Origin of the sequence: Actinoplanes sp. NPDC048796, from assembly GCF_040650035.1 — a bacterium.
Taxonomy (GTDB): domain Bacteria; phylum Actinomycetota; class Actinomycetes; order Mycobacteriales; family Micromonosporaceae; genus Actinoplanes.
Genome location: NZ_JBEZGO010000020.1, coordinates 50,353 through 69,343, shown reverse-complemented (window position 1 = coordinate 69,343; position 18,991 = coordinate 50,353). Strand labels below are relative to the sequence as shown.

The window sequence follows — 18,991 nt, the reverse complement described above, 5'->3', positions numbered from 1 at the left end:
GGACAGCCGTACGACGACAGCGGTATGGCGCCCGAAAGCGGCGGATGCTGCTCTATCGACGTTCGCCACAGCCATCATCTCATTGTGTCACTGCGCGGCTACCTGGAGTACGGCCTGATGGTTCGCCGGCGCTCCCGCCGAGGGCGTCACGGTAGGGTCGGACGGGAGGGACGACCATCGCGTGAGGGGTGAAGCGTTGCCTACGCAGATCACTGTGGCCCGGGCCGAGCCGGGGCTGCTTCCGCATTTTCCCGATGTCGTGCGGCTGGCCGACGGGCGGTTGCTGGCGGCCTGGCGGGAGAGCACCGGGCACGTCAAGGCGGACGGGCGGATCCGGCTCGCGGAAAGCGATGACAACGGCAAGACCTGGAGTGCGCCGCGTACGGCGGTGGACGGGCCCTTCGACGACCGCGATCCCAAGCTGGCCGTGCTGCGCGACGGCACCGTGCTGCTCAGCTACTTCGTGATCGAGTGGACCGAGCCGTGGCACACCACGCACGGCACCTGGGTGCACCGCAGCACCGACAACGGCGAGACCTGGGGTGAGCCGATCCTGGTCGGCACGGCCATGGCTCTGCCGGAACAGGAGCGGCGGGCCTCCAAGACCTTCTCGGCCTCGCACGGCGCGGCGGCCGAGCTGCCCAGCGGCGATCTACTCTTTCCGCTGTACGGGCGTCTGCCCGGCGAGGCCTGGATGCGCGCGACAGTGGTGCGCAGCACCGACGGCGGGCGGACCTGGCCCGCCGAGTCCGAGATCCTGCTGGCGGCCGCGGACGGCGTCCATTTCCAGGAGCCGACGCTCACGGTGCTCGACGACCGGGTGATCGTGCTGATCCGGACGACAGTGGGGCACGCCTACCTGGCCGAGTCGACCGACGACGGGCACACCTGGAGCATCGCCCAGCCGACCGACATGCCCGCCTCCTCCCATCACGCTCTGCGGTTGAGCACGGGCGAGGTGCTGGTGACGTACGGTGACCTCAAGCCCCGGTTCTCGGAGCACCGCGACACGGTCGGGCGTCTCGTGCGAGATCCGGAGAAGGGCTGGGACGGGTACGAGGATGTGCAGCTTTACGACTCGGGCCACTCCGACCAGGCGAATCCGTCGAGTGTGGAGCTCGAGCCGGGCAGGTTCCTGACCCTGGGCTTCGACGTGCGGGCAGCCACCGTGGTCGGCATCTTCACCGAAACCAAGGACTACCCTCAGTAACGTACGTCGGCGGGCTTGTCCGACCGGGGCAGGCCCGCCGCCGCCCACGCCTCGAAGCCGCCGATCATGTCGGTCGCCCGCCACAGGCCCAGCGCCTGCAGGCTGGCCGCGGCCAGGCTCGAGCTGTAACCCTGACGGCAGACCACGATGATCTGTACGTCGTGGCCGGTGGCCTCGGGAATCCGGTTCGGCGACGCCGGGTCGAGGCGCCACTCCATCACGGTCCGGTCGATGACGATCGCGCCGGGCAGGTCGCCCTGCTCGGCGCGCTGCCGGTCGGTCCGGGTGTCGATCAGCAGAGCGCCGTCGAGAACGGCGGCGCGGGTCTGGTGCGGATCCAGGCGGAGAAGGCCCTCGCGGGCCTTCTCCAGCACAGAGTCGATCATGCGATCTCGTAGGCCAGGTTGGGGCGCAGCCAGCGCTCGACCTCGTCGACGCTCATGCCGCGGCGGGCCGCGTAGTCGACGATCTGGTCCTTGCCGAGCCGGCCCACGGTGAAGTACCGCGAGTCGGGGTGGGCGAAGATCAGGCCGCTGACCGCGGCGGCCGGGGTCATCGCGTACGACTCCGTCAGGCCCACGCCGATCTCCCGCGTTCCCAGCAGGTTGAACAGGTCCTTCTTCTCGCTGTGGTCGGGGCTCGCCGGATAGCCCAGCGCCGGCCGGATGCCGCGGAAGCGCTCGGCGTGCAGGTCTTCCAGCTTCGGCTTGGCGTCCGGCTCGAACCACTCGCGGCGGACCTGGAGGTGCAGGTATTCGGCGAACGCCTCGGCCAGGCGGTCGGCCAGCGCCTTGACCATGATGGCGCGGTAGTCGTCGTTCTCCGCCTCGTACTTGGCCGCCAGGTCGTCGGCCCCGTGGATCGCGACCGCGAAGCCGCCCAGGTGGTCGCCCGACGGGGCGATGTAGTCGGCCAGCGAGCGGTTGGCCCGGCCGGCCGGCTTCTGGGTCTGCTGGCGCAGCATCGGGAACGTCACGCCGTTGTCGAGCACGATGTCGTCGCCGTCGCTGTGTGCCGGCCAGAACGCGTACCGGCCCCGGGCCTGGAACGAACCGTCCGAAATGATCTTGTCGAGGAGGGTGTTCGCGTCGTCGAACAGCTCGCGGGCGACCGGCTGCTCCAGAATGGCCGGGTACTTGCCCTTGAGCTCCCAGGCCAGGAACAGGAACTGCCAGTCGATCATCTCGCGGAGCTGGGCGATCGTGGGCTGCACGTCCCGTACCCCGGTGAACGTGGGCGTCGGCAGGTCGCTGAAGTCGACCCGCTCACGGTTGGCCCGGGCCTGCTCCAGGGTGAGCAGCGGCTGCGCGTGCCGGTTGGCGTGCTGCTCGCGCAGGCGCTCCTGGTCGGCCCGGTTGGCCACGTCGAGCTTCTCGGCCCGGTCGGGGTCGAGCAGGTCGGAGACCACGCCGACGACCCGCGACGCGTCGAGCACGTGCACGGTCGAGGCCTGGTAGGCGGGCGCGATGCGGACGGCCGTGTGCTGCTTCGAGGTCGTCGCCCCGCCGATGAGCAGCGGCAGTTTGAGGCCGCGGCGCTGCATCTCGGCGCCGACCGCGACCATCTCGTCGAGCGACGGGGTGATCAGGCCGGACAGGCCGACGACGTCGGCGCCCTCGGCCACCGCGGTGTCGAGGATCTTGGCGGCCGGCACCATCACGCCGAGGTCGATCACCTCGTAGTTGTTGCAGCCGAGCACGACGCCGACGATGTTCTTGCCGATGTCGTGCACGTCGCCCTTGACCGTGGCCAGCACGACCTTGCCCTGGCCGCGCGACGTCTCGACCCGGCCCTCCAGGCGGGCCTGCTCCTTCTCGGCCTCCATGAACGGCTCGAGGTAGGCCACCGAGCGCTTCATCACGCGGGCGCTCTTGACCACCTGGGGCAGGAACATCTTGCCCGAGCCGAACAGGTCGCCGACGACCTTCATGCCGTCCATGAGCGGGCCCTCGATCACCTCGAGCGGCCGCGCGAACTGCTGCCGGGCCTCCTCGGTGTCGTCCTCGATGAAGTCGACGATGCCGTGGACCAGGGCGTACGACAGGCGCTCGGCGACCGGGGCCTCGCGCCAGGACAGGTCGACCTCGCGCTGCTTGCCCTTGCCGGTGACCGTGGAGGCGAAGGTGACCAGCCGGTCGGTGGCGTCCGGGCGGCGGTCGAAGAGCACGTCCTCGACCAGCTCCAGCAGGTCGGCCGGGATGTCCTGGTAGACGGCGAGCTGACCGGCGTTGACGATGCCCATGTCGAGGCCGGCCTTGACCGCGTGGAACAGGAAGGCCGAGTGCATGGCCTCGCGGACCACGTCGTTGCCGCGGAACGAGAACGACAGGTTGGAGATGCCGCCGCTGGTCCGGGCGCCCGGGCAGCGCTGCTTGATCAGCGGCAGGGCCTCGATGAACGCCTTGGCGTAGCCGTTGTGTTCGGAGATGCCCGTGGCGACCGCGAGCACGTTCGGGTCGAAGATGATGTCGTCCGGCGCGAAGCCGGCGACATTCACCAGCAGGTCGTACGCGCGCCCGCAGATCTCGACCTTGCGGTCACGGGTGTCGGCCTGGCCCTGTTCGTCGAAGGCCATGACCACCACGCCCGCACCGAAGTCACGGATCCTGCGGGCCTGCGACAGGAAGGCCTCCTCGCCCTCCTTGAGGCTGATCGAGTTGACCACGCCCTTGCCCTGCACGCACTTGAGGCCGGCCTCGAGCACGCTCCACTTGGAGCTGTCGATCATGACCGGGATGCGGGCCACCTCGGGCTCGGTGGCGATCAGGTTGAGGAAGGTGGTCATCGCCTGCTCGCTGTCGAGCAGGTCGGCGTCCATGTTCACGTCGAGCAGGTTGGCCCCGCCGCGCACCTGGTCGAGGGCCACGTCGACCGCGCCCTGGTAGTCGTCGGCCTCGATGAGCCGGCGGAACTTGGCCGAGCCGGTGACGTTGGTCCGCTCGCCGATCATGACGAAGCCGGTGTCGGGGCCGATCGCGAACGGCTCGAGGCCGCTGAAGCGGGTGGTCTCGGCCGGCGGGTTGATCACGCGGGGCGTCGCGCCCTTGGCCGCCAGCGCGATCTGCCCGATATGGGCGGGAGTCGTCCCGCAGCAGCCGCCGACGATGTTGACCAGGCCGTCGTCGATGAAGCCCTTCACCAGCGCGGCGGTCTCCGCGGGCTTCTCGTCGTAGCCACCGAAGGCGTTGGGCAGGCCGGCGTTCGGGTGGGAGGCCACGTAGACGTTCGAGAGGCGGGCCAGGTCGGTCACGTGCGGGCGCATCTCGGTCGCGCCGAGCGAACAGTTCACGCCCACGACCAGCGGCTCGGCCCGTTCGATGGAGCGCCAGAACGCCTCGACGGTCTGGCCGCTGAGCGTACGCCCGGACAGGTCGACGATCGTCACCGAGATCCAGAGCGGCAGGTCGGGCGCGACCTCGCGGGCGGCCGCGACGGCCGCCTTGGCGTTCAGCGTGTCGAAGATCGTCTCGATCAGCAGCAGGTCGACGCCGCCCTCGGCCAGGGCCGAGATCTGCTCCGCGTACGCCGCCTTGACCTGATCGAAGGTGACCGCGCGGTACGCCGGGTCGTCGACCTTGGGCGAGAGCGACAGCGTGACGTTCAGCGGGCCGACCGAGCCGGCCACGAACCGCATCCCCCCGGCCTCGTCGGCCGCCTGCCGGGCCAGCCGGGCGCCGCGGATGTTCATCTCGCGGACCAGATGTTCCAGGCCGTAGTCGGCCTGGGCGATGCTGGTCGCGGTGAAGGTGTTGGTCGTGGTGATGTCGGCCCCGGCCGCCAGGTACTGCCGGTGGACGTCGAGGATCACGTCGGGCCGGGTGAGGATCAGCAGGTCGGGGTCGCCGGTCACGTCCTGCGGATGATCCGCCGGGATCATGTCGCCCCGGTAGTCCTCCGGCTTGAGCTCGGCGCCCTGCAGCATCGTGCCCCAGGCGCCGTCGAGCACCAGGATCCGCTCGCCGAGCAGACGCTTCAGTTCCGCGACACGTTCGTTTCTCTCCATACCGACCACCTCCGTGGTTACAACGGAGGCGCCCTTGGTCGGATTGCCCCGAGCGAGCGTGGCGGGGATCACTCCCCGTTGCAGCGCCTCTCGCTTCGGTCCACCCAAGTTACCGCAATCTCACTTGGCGTCGGCGTACGCGCCAACTGTTGAGACGTCGAGCGGGAAGCGCACCGTCGTGTCCCCGAAAAGCATCCGGCCCGCCTTGGCGGCGCTGTCGTGGACGGCGGCGACCACCTGGTCCGCCTCCTCGGCGGGGCAATGCACGACCACTTCATCGTGCACGAAAAGCACGAGCTCGGCCCGGGTTCCCTCCAAAGCCGTACGCAAAGTGGCCAGCAGTACCAGCGCCCACTCGGCCGCGGTGGCCTGCACGACGAAGTTGCGCGTGAAGCGCCCGCGCGCCCGCCCGGACGCGCCGCTCAGCGGCTGCTCGGTCTCGGGCGGGTCCAGCCCGGCGTCGTCGCCCCAGGTTGCTGACGAGGGCGGGCAGGTCCGGCCCAGCCAGGAGCGGACCAGGCCACCGGCCTCGCCCGTACGGGCGGCGGCCTCCACGTAGTCGAAGGCGACCGGGTAGTGCTTGCGCAGCACGGCCAGGGCGGGGATCGCGTTGCCGCCGGTCTGGCCGTACATGGCGCCGATCAGCGCCACCTTGGCCTTGGCCCGGTCACCGTCGAACGAGGCCGCGGCCAGCGCCGCGTAGAGATCGTGTCCGGCCCCGGCCTCGGCGAACCGCCGGTCGCCGGACATCGCGGCCAGCACCCGCGGCTCGAGCTGACCGGCGTCGGCCACCACGAACCGCCAGCCCGGATCGGCGATCACGGCCCGGCGCACCACTTTCGGCACCTGGAGGGCGCCGCCGCCCCGGGTGGCCCAGCGGCCGGAGACGACGCCGCCCGGCACGTACTCCGGGCGGAAGCGGCCGTCGGTGACCCACTGGTCGAGCCACGACCAGCCGTGCGCGGTCCAGATGCGGTAGAGCTCCTTGTATTCCAGCAGGGGCTTCACGGCCGGGTGCTCGACCTGGCGCACCACCCAGGCCCGGGTGTTGGGGATGTCGACGCCGGCCCGGGCGAACGCCTTGACCACCTCGGCCGGCGAGTCGGGGTGGAGACCCCGGACGCCGAAGGCCGCGTTGATCTCGGCGGTCAGCTCGGCCAGGCGGCGCGGCGGCCCGACCGCCTGGGGCGGGCCCAGCAGCTCGCGCAGCAGCTCGTCGTGCACGTCGGCCCGCCAGGGCAGGCCGGCGTGGCCCATCTCGGCCCCGACCAGGGAGCCGGCCGACTCGGCGGCCACGAGCAGCCGGAAGCGGCCCGGGTGTTCGGTTGTCGCGACCCGGCGCACCTGATCGGCGTACACCTGGGAAATGGTCTCGAGAACGTCGAATCCGGGCGCCGGAGGCCCGCCCAAGGTCTCGAACAGGGCGACCTGGGCCAGACCGGGCGGATCGGGCAGACGCGGCGGTGGATCGGGTGGGACGGGCAGACCGTGCAGGCGGGCCCGCGCCGCGGCGAGCGAGCGGGGAGCGCCCCACTGGCCGGCGTGGCCGAGCAGCAGCGTCTCGGTGAGCTCCAGGTCGTGGCAGCGGGCGACCCGGACCCCGGCTTTGAGCAGGCCCGGATAGAACTCGGCGGTGGACGGCCAGACCCAGCGCGGCCCGTCGGCGGCCTCCCGCGCGGCGATCGCGGCCGGCAGGTCGGCGGCGCGGACCGGCGGACCGGCGGGTGATCCGTCGGCCCGCAGCTCCTGAAGGAACCCCGACGGGTCCACCGCTACCAGCACGTGGCCATTCTCGCGAAGGGGTACGACAGTTTTCGCCGCGGGCGAGCGGGAAGATGATGCGCATGACAGAGACCCTCACCGTCAGCGTTCTCGGCACCGGCATCATGGGCGCCGCCATGGCCCGCAATCTGGTCAAGAACGGTTTCACCGTACGGGTGTGGAACCGCACCCCGGAGCGGGCGCAACCCCTCGCGGCCGACGGGGCGCGGGTCGTGACCACCGTCGAGGAGGCCGTGCGCGGGGCCGACGTCGTCCTGACCATGCTCTTCGACGGGGCGGCCGTGCGCGAGGTGATGCGCGAGGCGCAGCTCGCGCTCTCCGAGGGCCAGATCTGGGTGCAGTCGACAACGGTCAGCCTGGACGACGTCGACGAGTTCGCCGGTTATGCGGCGTCCCACGGCCTCGTCTACTACGACGCCCCCGTGCTGGGCACCCGGCAGCCGGCCGAGGCGGGCCAGCTGACGGTGCTGGCGGCCGGCCCCGCTGACAAAAGGGACGACATCGCGCCGGTGTTGGACGCGGTCGGCGCGAAAACCGTGTGGCTGGACAAACCGGGCGAGGGAACCCGTTTGAAGCTGGTCGCCAACAGCTGGGTGCTGGCCCTGACCCACGCCGGCGGCGAGGTGCTGGCCCTGTCCGAGGCGCTGCACGTCGACTTCGGCAAGTTCCTCGAGCTGATCCAGGGCGGCCCGCTCGACAACGGCTACCTGCGAGCCAAGACCGGCCTGATCCGCGAGGGCAACCTGACGCCGGCCAGCTTCGCGGTGAGCACGGCCGGCAAGGACGCGCGGCTCATCGTCGAGGCCGGCCGGCGTCACGGCGTACGGCTGGACCTGGCCGAAGCCGGCGCCGAACGTTTCCGCCGGGCCGAGGAGCAGGGGCATGGGGACGCGGACATGGCCGCGTCCTACCACGCGTCCTTCTCTTAGACCCCGCTGCTGCGCGCCCAGAGGTTGATGCCCGACTCGGTGGCGTACTTGTCGATCTCGGCCAGCTCGCCGTCGGTGAACGTCGTGTTCCCCAGGGACGCGACGTTCGCCTCGAGCTGGGCCACGCTGCTCGCGCCGAGCACCACCGAGGTCATCCGCTCATCGCGCAGCGACCAGGCGATCGCCATCTGGGCCAGACTCTGACCGCGGCGCTGGGCGATCTCGTTCAGCGCCCGGATCTTGCCCAGGTTGTCGTCGCTCAGCAGGTCGGTCGAGAGCGACTTGTGCTCGGCGGCCCTGCTGTTCGAAGGGACGCCGTCCAGGTAGCGGTCGGTGAGCATGCCCTGGGCCAGCGGCGAGAAGGCGATGCAGCCGGCGCCCACCTCCCGCAGCGTGTCGAGCAGGCCGCCCTCGATCCAGCGGTTCAGCATCGAGTACGACGGCTGGTGGATCAGCAACGGCGTGCCCAGGTCACGCAGGATCGCGGCCGCCTCGGCGGTCTTCTCCGGCGAGTACGACGAGATGCCCACGTAGAGCGCCTTGCCGGCCCGCACGGCGGCGTCGAGCGCGCCCATCGTCTCCTCGAGCGGCGTCTCCGGGTCGAAGCGGTGCGAGTAGAAGATGTCGACGTACTCCAGGCCCATCCGCTTGAGCGACTGGTCCAGCGACGCCGTCACGTACTTGCGGGAGCCCCACTCGCCGTACGGTCCGGGCCACATGTCGTACCCGGCCTTGGTCGAGACGACCAGCTCGTCGCGGTACGGGCGGAAGTCCTCGGCCAGCAGGCGCCCGAAGTTGAGCTCGGCCGACCCGTACGGCGGACCGTAGTTGTTGGCCAGGTCGAAGTGGGTGATGCCGAGGTCGAAGGCCCGGCGCAGGATGGCCCGCTGGGTCTCCAGGGGCTTGTCGTCGCCGAAGTTGTGCCACAGACCGAGCGAGACGGCGGGCAGCTTGAGCCCGGAACGCCCGGTCCGGCGGTACTCCATGGTGTCGTAACGGTCGCCTTCGGCGGTGTAGCTGGTTGGCATGTCCCCACCCTCGTCCCTCGGTGATCAAAGGTCCAACAGAAGAAAGCGCTCGGATTCAGCACCTAGACTGCTCAATCATGGAGTTGCGGCACCTGGAGTACTTCGTCGCGGTGGCCGAGGAACGCCACTTCACCCGGGCCGCCGAGCGGATGCGGGTGGCGCAGTCCGGCCTCTCGGCCTCGATCAAGGCGCTCGAGCGCGAACTGGACGCCGAGCTGTTCGTCCGGCACACCCGCCGCGTGCGGCTCACCGACGCCGGGCGCGCCCTGCTGACCGAGGCGAATCGTACGCTGGCCAGCGCGGCCGCGGCCCGGGAAGCGGTGGCCGCGGTGCGCGGACTGCTGCGCGGCAGCCTCGCGGTCGGCACCGAGCAGTGCCTCGGGGTGATCGATCCGCCACCGCTGCTGGCGTCGTTCCGCCGCGCCCATCCGGGGGTGGAGATCAGCCTGCGCTACGCCGGTTCCGGGCACATCGTCGAGGAGATCCGGCAGGGGCGCCTCAACGTCGGATTCGTCGCGCTTCCCGGTGCCGCTCCCGAGGGCGTACGGCTGGAACCGCTGGCCACCGAGGAGATGTTGCTCCTCGCCCACCCGGACCACGTACCGGCCGACCTCGATCCCGCGGCCCTGGCCGGGGCGGACTTCGTCGACTTCCGCCCCGACTGGGGCGCCCGCAAGGTCAACGACCAGTTGTTCGCCCGGCACGGCGTGGACCGGCGCGTCTCGGTCGAAGTGAACGACGTCCACACGTTGCTGGACTTCGTCCACCAGGGGCTGGGGATCGCCGTCGTGCCGGCGCCGGTGACCCGCAAGCCGCACGCCTCGGGCCTGCACGTGGCCCGGCTCGCCGCCGGTGCGTCCTGGCAGGTGTCGGTGGCCCTGCCCGCGTCGGCGCCGCCCGGGCCGGCGGCCGGGGAGCTGTTGCGCATGATTTCCTCGCTCTAGGCTCCCCGTGAGGGGGCGCGGATGGTGACGCCGGTGCTGGACATCGAGGCGCTGCTGGCGCGGGTGGCGCGGGGCGACGAGAAGGCCTTCGCCCGGCTGTACGACGTGGTCGCGCCGCGGGTGTTCGGGCTGGTTCGGCGGGTGCTGCGGGACGTGTCGCAGGCCGAGGAGGTCGCGCAGGAGGTGCTGGTCGAGGTGTGGCGGCGGGCTCCCCAGTTCGATCCCGGGCGGGGGACCCCGACGGCGTGGATCTTCACGATCGCGCACCGCCGGGCGGTCGACCGGGCCCGCTCCGAGCGGGCGGCGGCCGACCGGACCGTCCGGGCCGGCATCGCGGCGGTCGACACCCCGTACGACGCCGTGGCCGACGAGGTCGCGGTGCGCCTGGAACGCCGGCAGGTGCGGCACTGCCTGGACGAGCTGACCGGCCTCCAGCGGCAGGCGGTCACCCTCGCGTATTTCCAGGGCCACACCTACCCCCAGGTGGCCGAGCTGCTGGGGGCGCCGTTGCCGACGATCAAATCGCGGATGCGCGACGGCCTGGCCCGGCTGCGCGACTGCCTGACGACGGGGGCGACGGCGTGAGGCCCGACGTGCACGCGCTCGTCGGCGCCTACGTGCTGGACGCGGTGGACGACCTCGAACGGGCCGCCTTCGAGCGGCACCTGCGCGAGTGCGCGGCCTGCCGGGCCGAGGTGGACGAATTCCGCGAGGCCGCGGCCCGCCTGGCCGATACCACCTGGTCGGTGCCGCCGCCCGCGCTGCGGGCGAACGTCCTCGACGCGATCACCACCACCCGGCAAGATCCGGCCGTCCCGGTCCGTGCGGTCACGCCGAAACGCCGCTTTCACCTGGTGGCCGCGGCGGCCGCGGTGGTGGCGGCCGCCGGCGTCGGCGCCGCCGTCTACGCCATTCAAGATCAGCGGGTACGGCAGGAACGGGCCGTCGCCGAAGCCGCGCGCGCCTCCGAGGCGCGTGTCCGCGCGATCCTGGCCGCCCCCGACCTGCAGGTGCGGGAACAGACGCTGACCAGCGGCGGGCGGGTGACAGTGGCGTCGTCGAAACTGACCGACGCCGGCGTGATCATGCTGGCCGCCACCTCGGCGCCGGGCGAGGGACGCGTCTATCAACTGTGGACCATCCGCGACGACGACCCGGCCTCGGCCGGGGCGCTCGGCGAGGGCCAGGCGGCCACCGTGCGGATCGTCCAGGGCCTGCCGGCGTCGAGCGCGGTGGGCGTGACGATCGAGAACGCGCCCGGGGCCACGACGCCGACCACGCCGCTCGACGCCCTCGTACAACTTTGATTTTCTTTGCTCCCGGACCAACCGATCCCCTCGATCCGCCGTCGGATACACAGGACACCGACAGGAGCGGGAATGCCGAAGAGAACGGACAGCGACTACCTGGCGTTCGTGCACGGCCGGGTCAAAGCGCTGCGGCGCACGGCCTACCTGCTCTGCGGTGACTCGCATCAGGCCGACGACCTCGTGCAGGAGACCCTGACCAAGCTCTACACACGATGGCCCGGCATCGGCCACGTGGAGAACGTCGACGCCTACGTGAACACCATGCTCGTGCGGGTCTTCCTCGACGAGCGCCGCCGCGGCTGGTGGAAGGTCGCCCTGCTCGACTGGCTACCGGACCGGGCTCCGGCCGTCGTGGCGCCGGTCGACGACCAGTCAGTCGTCCGGACCGCGCTGATGGAGTTGCCGCCGCGGCAGCGGGCCGTCGTGGTGCTGCGCTACCTCTGCGATCTGCCGGTCAAGGACGTCGCCCACCACCTGGGCTGCTCCGAGGGGACCGTGAAGAGCCAGTGCGCGCACGCCCTGGACAAGCTTCGCCTCGCATTCGACTCAGCCGCCCTGGACCGGCTATGAACCGTGGAGAGAAAGACATGACCGAGGACAACCGGGCGGTACGGATTCTGCGCACGATCCCGGACGAGCCGCCGGCGCCGTCCGGGATCGACATCCCCCGGACGATGGCCGAGGGCCGCCGCCGGCGCCGGGTGCGCCGCTGGTCCGGCGGGGTGGCGCTGGCCGCGGTGACCGCCGTGGCCGCGGGCGGCGGAACGGTGTCGGTGGCCGCCCTGCGCGACGACCCCGAGCCGGTGGTCTCCGCGGCGCCGTCGGCCGCGGCGGTGCCGGTGCCGGTGCCGGTGCCGCGGGACTGCACGGTGAAGCTGCTGCCCACCGGCGACGTCGAGAAGGCCATCGTCAGCGGTGGCGACCCGAGCGGCCACTACCTGACCGGGCGCGTCTATCCGGCCCGGCTCGAGTCCCACTCGGTCATCTGGAAGGACGGCGTCCTCCAGCCCCGCCCGGCGATGCCCGGCCAGGAGGGGGCGTGGGGCGACATCAACTCGGCCGGCGTCGCCGTCGGCTACAGCTTCGACGAGGCGGAAAGACAGCAGGCGTACACCTCCACGGGTGCCAGCGTGACCCGGCTGCCCGGCGGCCGGGCCGTGGCGTCCGGCATCGACGAGGCCGGCCGGATCGTCGGCACGCTGGGCGACCCGGACAACGGCATCCCGGCCACCTGGGCGTCACCGACGGCCGCCCCGGTGCGGCTGGCACTGCCGGCCGGCTTCGTCACCGGTGAGGGGAAGGGCATCGACGAGGACGGCACGATCGTCGGCACCGTCGCCCGAGAGAACGGCGAGAGCACCGGCTATCTGTGGCGCCCCGACGGTTCGGGCCGTCTCATGCCGATGCCTACTGTGGACGGCGGGCAGGCGACCCTGTTCTGGCCGGAGTCCATCAGCAACGGCTGGGTCTACGGCCGGGCGGTCCGCGACATCATCGGGAGGAGCGGCGGCCGCAGCTTCGCCTCGTACCGCTACGACATCGCCGCCGGCCGGTACGAGAAACTGCCCATCCCGCTCGGCCCGCCGGCGGTCGGCGCCGCCAACGGCTGGGTGCTGGCCACCACGGGCGACTTCAAGCCGGTCATCATCGCCGGCCGCAAGGTGGTCACGCTCCCCGGATTCACCAAGATGCGCGAGTACGTGACCACCACCCTCAGCGCCGACGGCAAGACAGCCGGCGGTTACACCACCGACACGACCGCCACCGAGCCGGTGGCCAACCGCCCTCTCATGTGGACCTGCCGGTGAACGTCGGGTACACCGACACGAGGAACCGCGGCCGAGATCAAGGTCTAAACCGGGAACGGCGCGATGTCCTGGTCGACACGCTGCCACTCACGCGCCGCGATCGTTCGGGGGTGGTTGGAGCCCAGGGCGGCATCGAACGTCTTCAGCGCCTCGTCCCGGTTGCGGTTCGCGGTGCCCGGGTCGGCCTCGCGATGGCTCACCGCCCAGTTGATCATCGCCACGGCCACGGTCGGGTGGGCGTCCTTGAAGACCCGGCGCGCCCGCTGAAGAACGCCGGCGTCAGTCTCCTGGGCCAGGTGGCGCGTTCCGTCCGCGAACTGAGCGTTGGCCAAGGTGATCATCGCCGCGAGAGTGTAGGTGTGACCGGGACGAAAGACGTCGTCGAGAACCACGAACGTGCGCTCGGCCAGCGTCAGCGCTTTCGCCGCGTCCCCCGTCAGCCGCCGGAAGACGGCCAGGTCGTTTCCGGCGGCCATGGTGTCGGGGTGCTGCTCGCCCCGGGTGGCACGGAAGTCGGCGTAGACCTCTTCGGCGACCTCGCGGGCCTCCTTGACCCGGCCCTGCGCCCAGCGCACGTCCGCCTGTTCCAGGCGCCCGGTGAGGGTCACCCGGTTGTAGCGCCCGAGGACCTCGGTAGCCCGCCGGACCATGTCGTCGATGACCTCCGCGGCCTTCGCCACCTCGTTCAGCCGGCGCAGAGCCACCGAGTAGGTGGTGGCCACGCGAAGCGTGCGCCAGTGGCTCTCTCCGTGATCGGCGCGCGTCACCTCGTACGCCTCCTCGAGGAGGTTCCGCGCCGGCACCAGGTCGCCCAGTTCGATCAGGTCGGTACCCAGATTCTCCTGCGAACTCATGGTGTAGAGATGGCGCGGCCCGAGAACCTCGCGGCGGCGGCGCAGCGTGTCGCGGTCCCGCTCGGCCGCATCCTCGAAGTTGCCGACGAAGCGCAGTGACACGCCCAGGTTACTGGCCGCGTTCAGGGTCTCGGGGTGATTGTCGCCGTACGCCTCACGGAGGCCTTTGAGGGTCTGCTCGTCGAGGCTTACGGCCTTCTCGTACTCGCCGCGGGCGCGGAGATCCGCGCCGAAGCTCATGGCGGTCGAGAGCGTGTACGGATCGTTGTCGCCCGCGACCCGGCGGAGCCGTTCGAGGCTGTCGGCGTTCATGTCGTACGCCTCGGCCTCGTGGCCCTGCTCGCGCAGGACGACGGCGAGAGTGCGCTTGAGCCGCAGCAACCACAGGTCGTCGACGCCGAAGCTGGGCAGCCACTCCTTCAGCGCCGCCTCGGCCAGCTCCCGCGATCCCTCGAAGTCACCGCGCACGTAGAGGTAACGCGACATGTCGATGACGAGCTGACGCGTCTCGGGCCGGTCGGAGGTGAGCGCACCGCTCGGCTCCAGGTGCGGGCGGATGGCCTCGTAGGCCTCGCGGTTCTCAAAATTGTCCGGGTTTCCCCGGTCCGCTTCTGCCAGCACGCTCTGGATTTCCCTCCTGCGCTCGTCCTGGTCGGAAGGGGACAACCGCGACCGGACGATATCCTGAGTGAGCCGATGCACCACGATGCCACGCCTTCCCGGAGCCGGTTTCCCTTCGTTCGTGCCTGCGTCCACCCTCGCGAGCCCCAGGCGGCCGATGTCCTGGATGAGCGACCCGTGTCGGGCCGGGTCGTACATCCGCGGGTCGATCGGCGCCAGAAGCGCGGTCAGTTGTTTGTTGCTAATCATGCGATAAGGGATGACTTCGGGCGCCATAAATGCGAGAAGTTCGATGAGGCGGGTGGCGGCCGGGCTGGTCTGGCTGAGTCGCTCGTAGGCCACGCCGACGGTGGAGGCCACGGTCTGGTTGTACGTGGCGGGCGCGCTCTCGCTCATCGCCGCCGCCGCGCCGCGGTCGAGCAGGTCGAGGTAGTCCGACACCGACATGGCCGTGCTGCCCAGCCAGCCGCCGGCCTGTTCGAGGGCCAGCGGGAGGTCGCCCAGCCGGCCGGCGAGCTGGTCGGCGTCCGCCGGGCCCAGGTTCTCCACCCGACGGCCCAGCAGCTCGATGCTCTCGGCCCGTTTGAACACCCCGACGTCGACCGCGTCGAGCTCGTTCGCCCACTGCGGGTTGCGCGAGGTCACCAGGACGTGGCCCGGGCCGGACGGGACGAGGCCCTCCAGATCGGCCGGCGCGTCGGCGTTGTCCAGCACCACCAGCCACCGGCGCACCGGGACGGCCCGCTTCAGCGCCTCCATGACCGCGGCGACCTGTTCCTCGACCGTGCCGCCGGGCAGGGACAGCTTGGTCGCGATCTCGGCCAGGCCGATCCGGACCCGGCTGGGCTGCGCGGCCGAGATCCACCAGATGCCGTCGTAGCTGGCGGCGAACCGGTAGACGTACTCCAAGGCCGTCTGCGTCTTGCCGACACCGGGCAGGCCGGTCAACGCCAGCCGGGCGCCGCTCGGCTCGCTGCCGACCAGGCGATTGCGGATGTCCTCGATGACGCCACCCCGGCCCGAGAAGCGGGGGTTACGGGTGAGGCTGACCTGGAAGTACGGCGGCAGGTCGGCCGGGTAGCGCACCTCGCCCACCTCCGCCCCGCCGGTGGACACCGCGGACGCGTCGAGCGCCAGAACCGACGAGACCGTCTCCAGGACGCGGTCCTCGCTGGTGCCCATGGCGTCGACCAGCATGCGCGGCGGTACCCGGCCGTCCAGCGGCGTCGCGTCGACCCGGAGTACCGCGAGCAGGCTGTCGTTGTTCTGCGTGGTGCTGTCGCGAACGGTCCGCAGCAACCGTAGGCCGCCCTCGCGGGCGATCAGGTCGCGCGAGAAGATCACGACCAGATGGTCGAGAGCGTCGAGGTCCGGTACGGATTCCCGGATGCTCTGCAGGATGACGCGGTTGGCAGTGCCTCGCAGGCGGTCGCTGAGCCACTCGGCCCAGATCCGGTCGAGCGGCGCGTAGGCCACCACGATCGTCCGTTTCTGGTGAGGAACGGACTGCTCGAAGGCGCGCAGCACCCGGTTGCGGTCGGCTTCCGGGATGGCCACCGCCCGGCATTCACGACCGGCGATCCGCGACGCCAGATTGGTGTACGGGCTGAGCAGCGGGCCGTTGAGACGCGGCATGTCCCCGAAAACGGCCAAAATCTCTTCATATGCGTAATAAGGGATGTACGGAACTTCGATGCTGTTCCAGTATTCGTCGGCGGACTGAGTGCCCAGGAAACCGAGGTAGGGCTCGAAGCTGCGCCGGGAGAACATCCGGCCGCGCTCGAGCTTCGCCATCTCACCGTCCTCGATGCGGGTCGGCAGCGGCAACACCGTGATGTCCGACGCGTGCTTGAGGATCGACGCGGTGATGGCCACCGCGCCGTTGACGCTCTGCGTGTTCAGCGTGAAGCAGTTGACCACCGTGTCCGGCAGATGCACGGTGCAGATCCCGCCCGTGTCGCTTGTGCCGGTACGACTGTCGATCAGCACGAAGTCGTAGTTGCGCGCCATGTCCTCGCGCAGAGCGTTGAGCAGGCGGGGCCCGTGGTGCAACCGCCAGAACGAGTCCCAGTCGAAGGTGCTGACCGCCTCGGTGTATCCCAGGTCCTGCCGGCCCGCGGGCACGAAGTCGAGCAGACCACCGCGCGGGAACTCCCACTCCAGGGAGGCGGCGTACTCGTGGATCTGCACCGTGGCCCGCGCCGGATCCAGCGTGTCCTCGAGCCGGAAGTTGAACTCGGTGTGCTGGCGGATGAGGTCGAGAATGCCCTCGGAGTTGCGCAGATTCTTGTCCCGTAGGAAGGGGTGGAAATAGCGGTGCAGGCCGGGCGACTCGAGGTCCCAGTCGATGGCCAGCACCTTGTACCCGTTCATCGCGAGCAGCCACGCGACGTTGGCGAGCGCCATCGTCCGCCCGGTACCGCCCTTGTAGCTGTAGAAGGTGATGATCCGGCCGGCTGGGCCGTTGTCGGCGCTGACACTCATCGGGGGTCCTCGGGGAGGTTGGTGTTGAGGATGGGGCGGTCGACGCGGGACGACCGGCGGTTGCCGGCGGGGGCCTTCACGTCCCGGCCCCCGTTCGGGGTCCGGGCCTCGGGCACGGTGGGGAACGCGGAAGCGATGTCGTCGAAGCTCGGCCGGCCCGGTTCCGGGGCCAACGGCGCGGTCTCGCCGAGCTCGAACACCCGCTGGGCCAGCTTCTGCACGAAAGCCTTGTAGTCGTCCGCGTATCGGCCCTCACGGATCAGGGCGCGGAGCTTGACCTCGTCGTACGTGGCGCCGAGGTCTCTGTCCTTGAACTGGTACGGCTGGGCGATCGGCGGCGGCGTCATCGGCACCCACAGCAGGGGAATGATCAGCGCGCTCTCCGAGCCGGGCCGGGCGCCGCGGGCGAGCCGCGCGGAGAACACGGCCCATTCCTTGCCGCACGCCGGGCTGCGGAAGTAACCGGGGCTCATGATCGGGATGAAGACCTGGGCCGTGCTGAGATTGTCGACAAGCGACTCGGACCAGCGCTGACCGAGCTTGAGCAGGGCGTCGCAGAAGCCGGCGGTCTCGGCCCGGCTGCCGGCGAACATCAGCACGTCATGGTTCAGATCCCGGTAGAACCGGTCGACGTGGTAGTTGTCCTCGCCGGGATCATGCGCATAGCTGATGAAGAAGAACGGCGGCGCGACTGACGATCCCACGTGCCTTCTCCCGAGGACGATTGATCGTAAGTAATCGATCACTCAGTGTACTTTCCCTGCGCCATCACGGACCACGGAGGATGGGCCGTTCGACCACCGGCCCGCTGTCCTCACCGGGCTCGGCTCCACTGCGGAACAGACGGTTGCGGGCTTCCTCGAGGACGCCGGCCAGGTCGGCGTCGAACGCCTCGGCCGTGCTGAGATCGCTGTGCAGGCGGCCCTGCGCCTGCCGCCAACTCTCCTGGAACGTCCGGCGTAACCCGAAGCGGAGCTCGGCGAGGTTGTCCATCGACTCCCGGTCGGCCCGGCTGGCCGGAACCAGCACGACAGTGTCACCGAGTCCACGGCGATCGATCTCGGCGAGGATGTGCCGGTAGGCGTCGAGCTGGGTGATCCACCAGTCACAGAGGATGACCACGATCTCGTGGGCGGCGCGGGCACGTTCGATACGGTCGACGACGTCGTCGAGCGCCGCCACCTCACCCCGCAGCGCTTGATCGGCCGCCAGCAGGCGGGCCCGGCTGGCCAGCGATCCCGGCACGTCCGGCCGGTAGGGCGCCCAGTCCCCGGCCTCGGCGCCGTAATAGGAGAGGTCGTCGCGGACCTCGTCCATCTCCTGGCGGGACGCGGCCGCGATGATGATGTGCACCCGGCGGTCCACGATGGACGCCGAGAAGATGTTGGGCACCCTCGCGAAATCCGTGACCGGTTCGCTCGCCGGGGCCGGGGCGGCCTCACCGGCGGCGACGACCCGGCGCGCGAGCTGGCCGAGGAACGACTCGTAGTCGGATCTGAGGCCACGCAGGCGAACCAGCTGTCGCAGTCCTCGCGAGGTGCCCTCCGGCACGACCAGCGGGACATCCAGGAATTCCGGCATCGCCGCGTCGGCCGACCAGGCGACCGGGATGACCGCCGCCCGGTCGTCGCCCGCCTTGAACCGGCTCGTGAAGATCTCCCACTGCCGCCCGCAGGTCGCGTTGCGGAAATACCGCGGCGACGTCAGCGCGACGAAGACATCGCACGAGGCCAGGCGTAAGAGCATGTCGGCCGGAAGGGCGGTGTCCCGGTTGCCGACCGTACCGAGGAAGGAAAGATCAGCGCCGTGGTCGGAGCTCAGGGCCGAGACCTGGCCGCGGAGATCGTCGAAGAACTGCCGAACATACGGATCGTCGTCGCCGGCGGCCGAACTCAAAAAGAAATTCGGCACTATAGACCCCCGGCTTCCTGACGACGCCTGGACCGCCCTAGCGTAACGACTACACCACGCAGCGCGAAAGAGCAGCGTGAGTCGCGCTCGATCATCTGAAGCCTCTT

General features: G+C 70.5%; 14 protein-coding genes. 7 read left to right on the top strand and 7 right to left on the bottom strand.

Going from position 1 to position 18,991, the window contains the following annotated elements; all coding sequences use genetic code 11:
• Positions 1 to 196 precede the first annotated feature (196 nt).
• Positions 197 to 1,210: a sialidase family protein gene (locus AB0C26_RS42030; protein WP_360259688.1), complete on the top strand. Its 1,014-nt coding sequence runs from the start codon at positions 197 to 199 to the stop codon at positions 1,208 to 1,210.
• Here AB0C26_RS42030 and AB0C26_RS42025 read toward each other — a convergent pair.
• From AB0C26_RS42025 to AB0C26_RS42015, 3 genes are all read right to left on the bottom strand, one after another.
• The gene (locus AB0C26_RS42025; protein ID WP_360259686.1) at positions 1,204 to 1,596 is read right to left on the bottom strand and encodes a rhodanese-like domain-containing protein; all 393 of its coding nucleotides are present in this window, start codon (positions 1,594 to 1,596) and stop codon (positions 1,204 to 1,206) included. The two genes, AB0C26_RS42030 and AB0C26_RS42025, sit on opposite strands and share 7 nt — an antisense overlap.
• Complete coding sequence (metH, locus tag AB0C26_RS42020; RefSeq protein WP_360259683.1) at positions 1,593 to 5,213, bottom strand: methionine synthase; 3,621 nt, start codon at positions 5,211 to 5,213, stop codon at positions 1,593 to 1,595. Before metH ends, AB0C26_RS42025 begins: the two co-directional genes overlap by 4 nt.
• Positions 5,214 to 5,333: 120 nt before the next feature.
• Complete coding sequence (locus AB0C26_RS42015) at positions 5,334 to 6,995, bottom strand: bifunctional 3'-5' exonuclease/DNA polymerase (RefSeq protein WP_360259680.1); 1,662 nt, start codon at positions 6,993 to 6,995, stop codon at positions 5,334 to 5,336.
• Between the two features lie 62 nt (positions 6,996 to 7,057).
• Here AB0C26_RS42015 and AB0C26_RS42010 point away from each other — a divergent pair, with 62 nt between their 5' ends.
• Positions 7,058 to 7,924 (top strand): NAD(P)-dependent oxidoreductase, encoded by an 867-nt coding sequence (locus AB0C26_RS42010; protein WP_360259678.1) that lies wholly within the window; start codon positions 7,058 to 7,060, stop codon positions 7,922 to 7,924.
• Here AB0C26_RS42010 and mgrA read toward each other — a convergent pair.
• Positions 7,921 to 8,952 (bottom strand): L-glyceraldehyde 3-phosphate reductase, encoded by a 1,032-nt coding sequence (gene mgrA, locus AB0C26_RS42005; RefSeq protein ID WP_360259676.1) that lies wholly within the window; start codon positions 8,950 to 8,952, stop codon positions 7,921 to 7,923. The genes AB0C26_RS42010 and mgrA overlap by 4 nt on opposite strands.
• A 77-nt stretch (positions 8,953 to 9,029) precedes the next feature.
• On the opposite strand from mgrA, the gene AB0C26_RS42000 reads away from it, so the two are divergent.
• The 5 genes from AB0C26_RS42000 (at position 9,030) to AB0C26_RS41980 (ending at position 13,014) form a co-directional block, all read left to right on the top strand.
• Positions 9,030 to 9,896, top strand: coding sequence for a LysR family transcriptional regulator (locus AB0C26_RS42000; RefSeq protein ID WP_360259673.1), 867 nt, complete (start codon positions 9,030 to 9,032; stop codon positions 9,894 to 9,896).
• A gap of 21 nt (positions 9,897 to 9,917) precedes the next feature.
• A complete protein-coding gene (gene sigK, locus AB0C26_RS41995) occupies positions 9,918 to 10,481 on the top strand; it encodes an ECF RNA polymerase sigma factor SigK (RefSeq protein ID WP_360259671.1) in 564 nt (187 codons plus the stop codon).
• Positions 10,478 to 11,203 (top strand): anti-sigma factor, encoded by a 726-nt coding sequence (locus AB0C26_RS41990; protein WP_360259669.1) that lies wholly within the window; start codon positions 10,478 to 10,480, stop codon positions 11,201 to 11,203. The genes sigK and AB0C26_RS41990 overlap by 4 nt, the downstream gene beginning before the upstream one ends.
• A gap of 72 nt (positions 11,204 to 11,275) precedes the next feature.
• On the top strand, positions 11,276 to 11,776 hold the full coding sequence (locus AB0C26_RS41985) for a SigE family RNA polymerase sigma factor (protein ID WP_360259666.1): 501 nt from the start codon (positions 11,276 to 11,278) through the stop codon (positions 11,774 to 11,776).
• 17 nt (positions 11,777 to 11,793) lie between these two features.
• Complete coding sequence (locus tag AB0C26_RS41980; RefSeq protein ID WP_360259664.1) at positions 11,794 to 13,014, top strand: hypothetical protein; 1,221 nt, start codon at positions 11,794 to 11,796, stop codon at positions 13,012 to 13,014.
• A 44-nt stretch (positions 13,015 to 13,058) separates the two neighbouring features.
• On the opposite strand, the gene fxsT is transcribed toward AB0C26_RS41980, so the two are convergent.
• From fxsT to fsxC, 3 genes are all read right to left on the bottom strand, one after another.
• Complete coding sequence (gene fxsT, locus AB0C26_RS41975) at positions 13,059 to 16,973, bottom strand: FxSxx-COOH system tetratricopeptide repeat protein (protein WP_360259663.1); 3,915 nt, start codon at positions 16,971 to 16,973, stop codon at positions 13,059 to 13,061.
• A complete protein-coding gene (locus AB0C26_RS41970; protein WP_360259661.1) occupies positions 16,970 to 17,677 on the bottom strand; it encodes a TIR-like protein FxsC in 708 nt (235 codons plus the stop codon). The genes fxsT and AB0C26_RS41970 overlap by 4 nt, the downstream gene beginning before the upstream one ends.
• Positions 17,678 to 17,741: 64 nt before the next feature.
• Positions 17,742 to 18,869, bottom strand: a complete 1,128-nt coding sequence (fsxC, locus tag AB0C26_RS41965; protein WP_360259659.1) for an FxsC protein — start codon at positions 18,867 to 18,869, stop codon at positions 17,742 to 17,744.
• Positions 18,870 to 18,991: the final 122 nt, after the last annotated feature.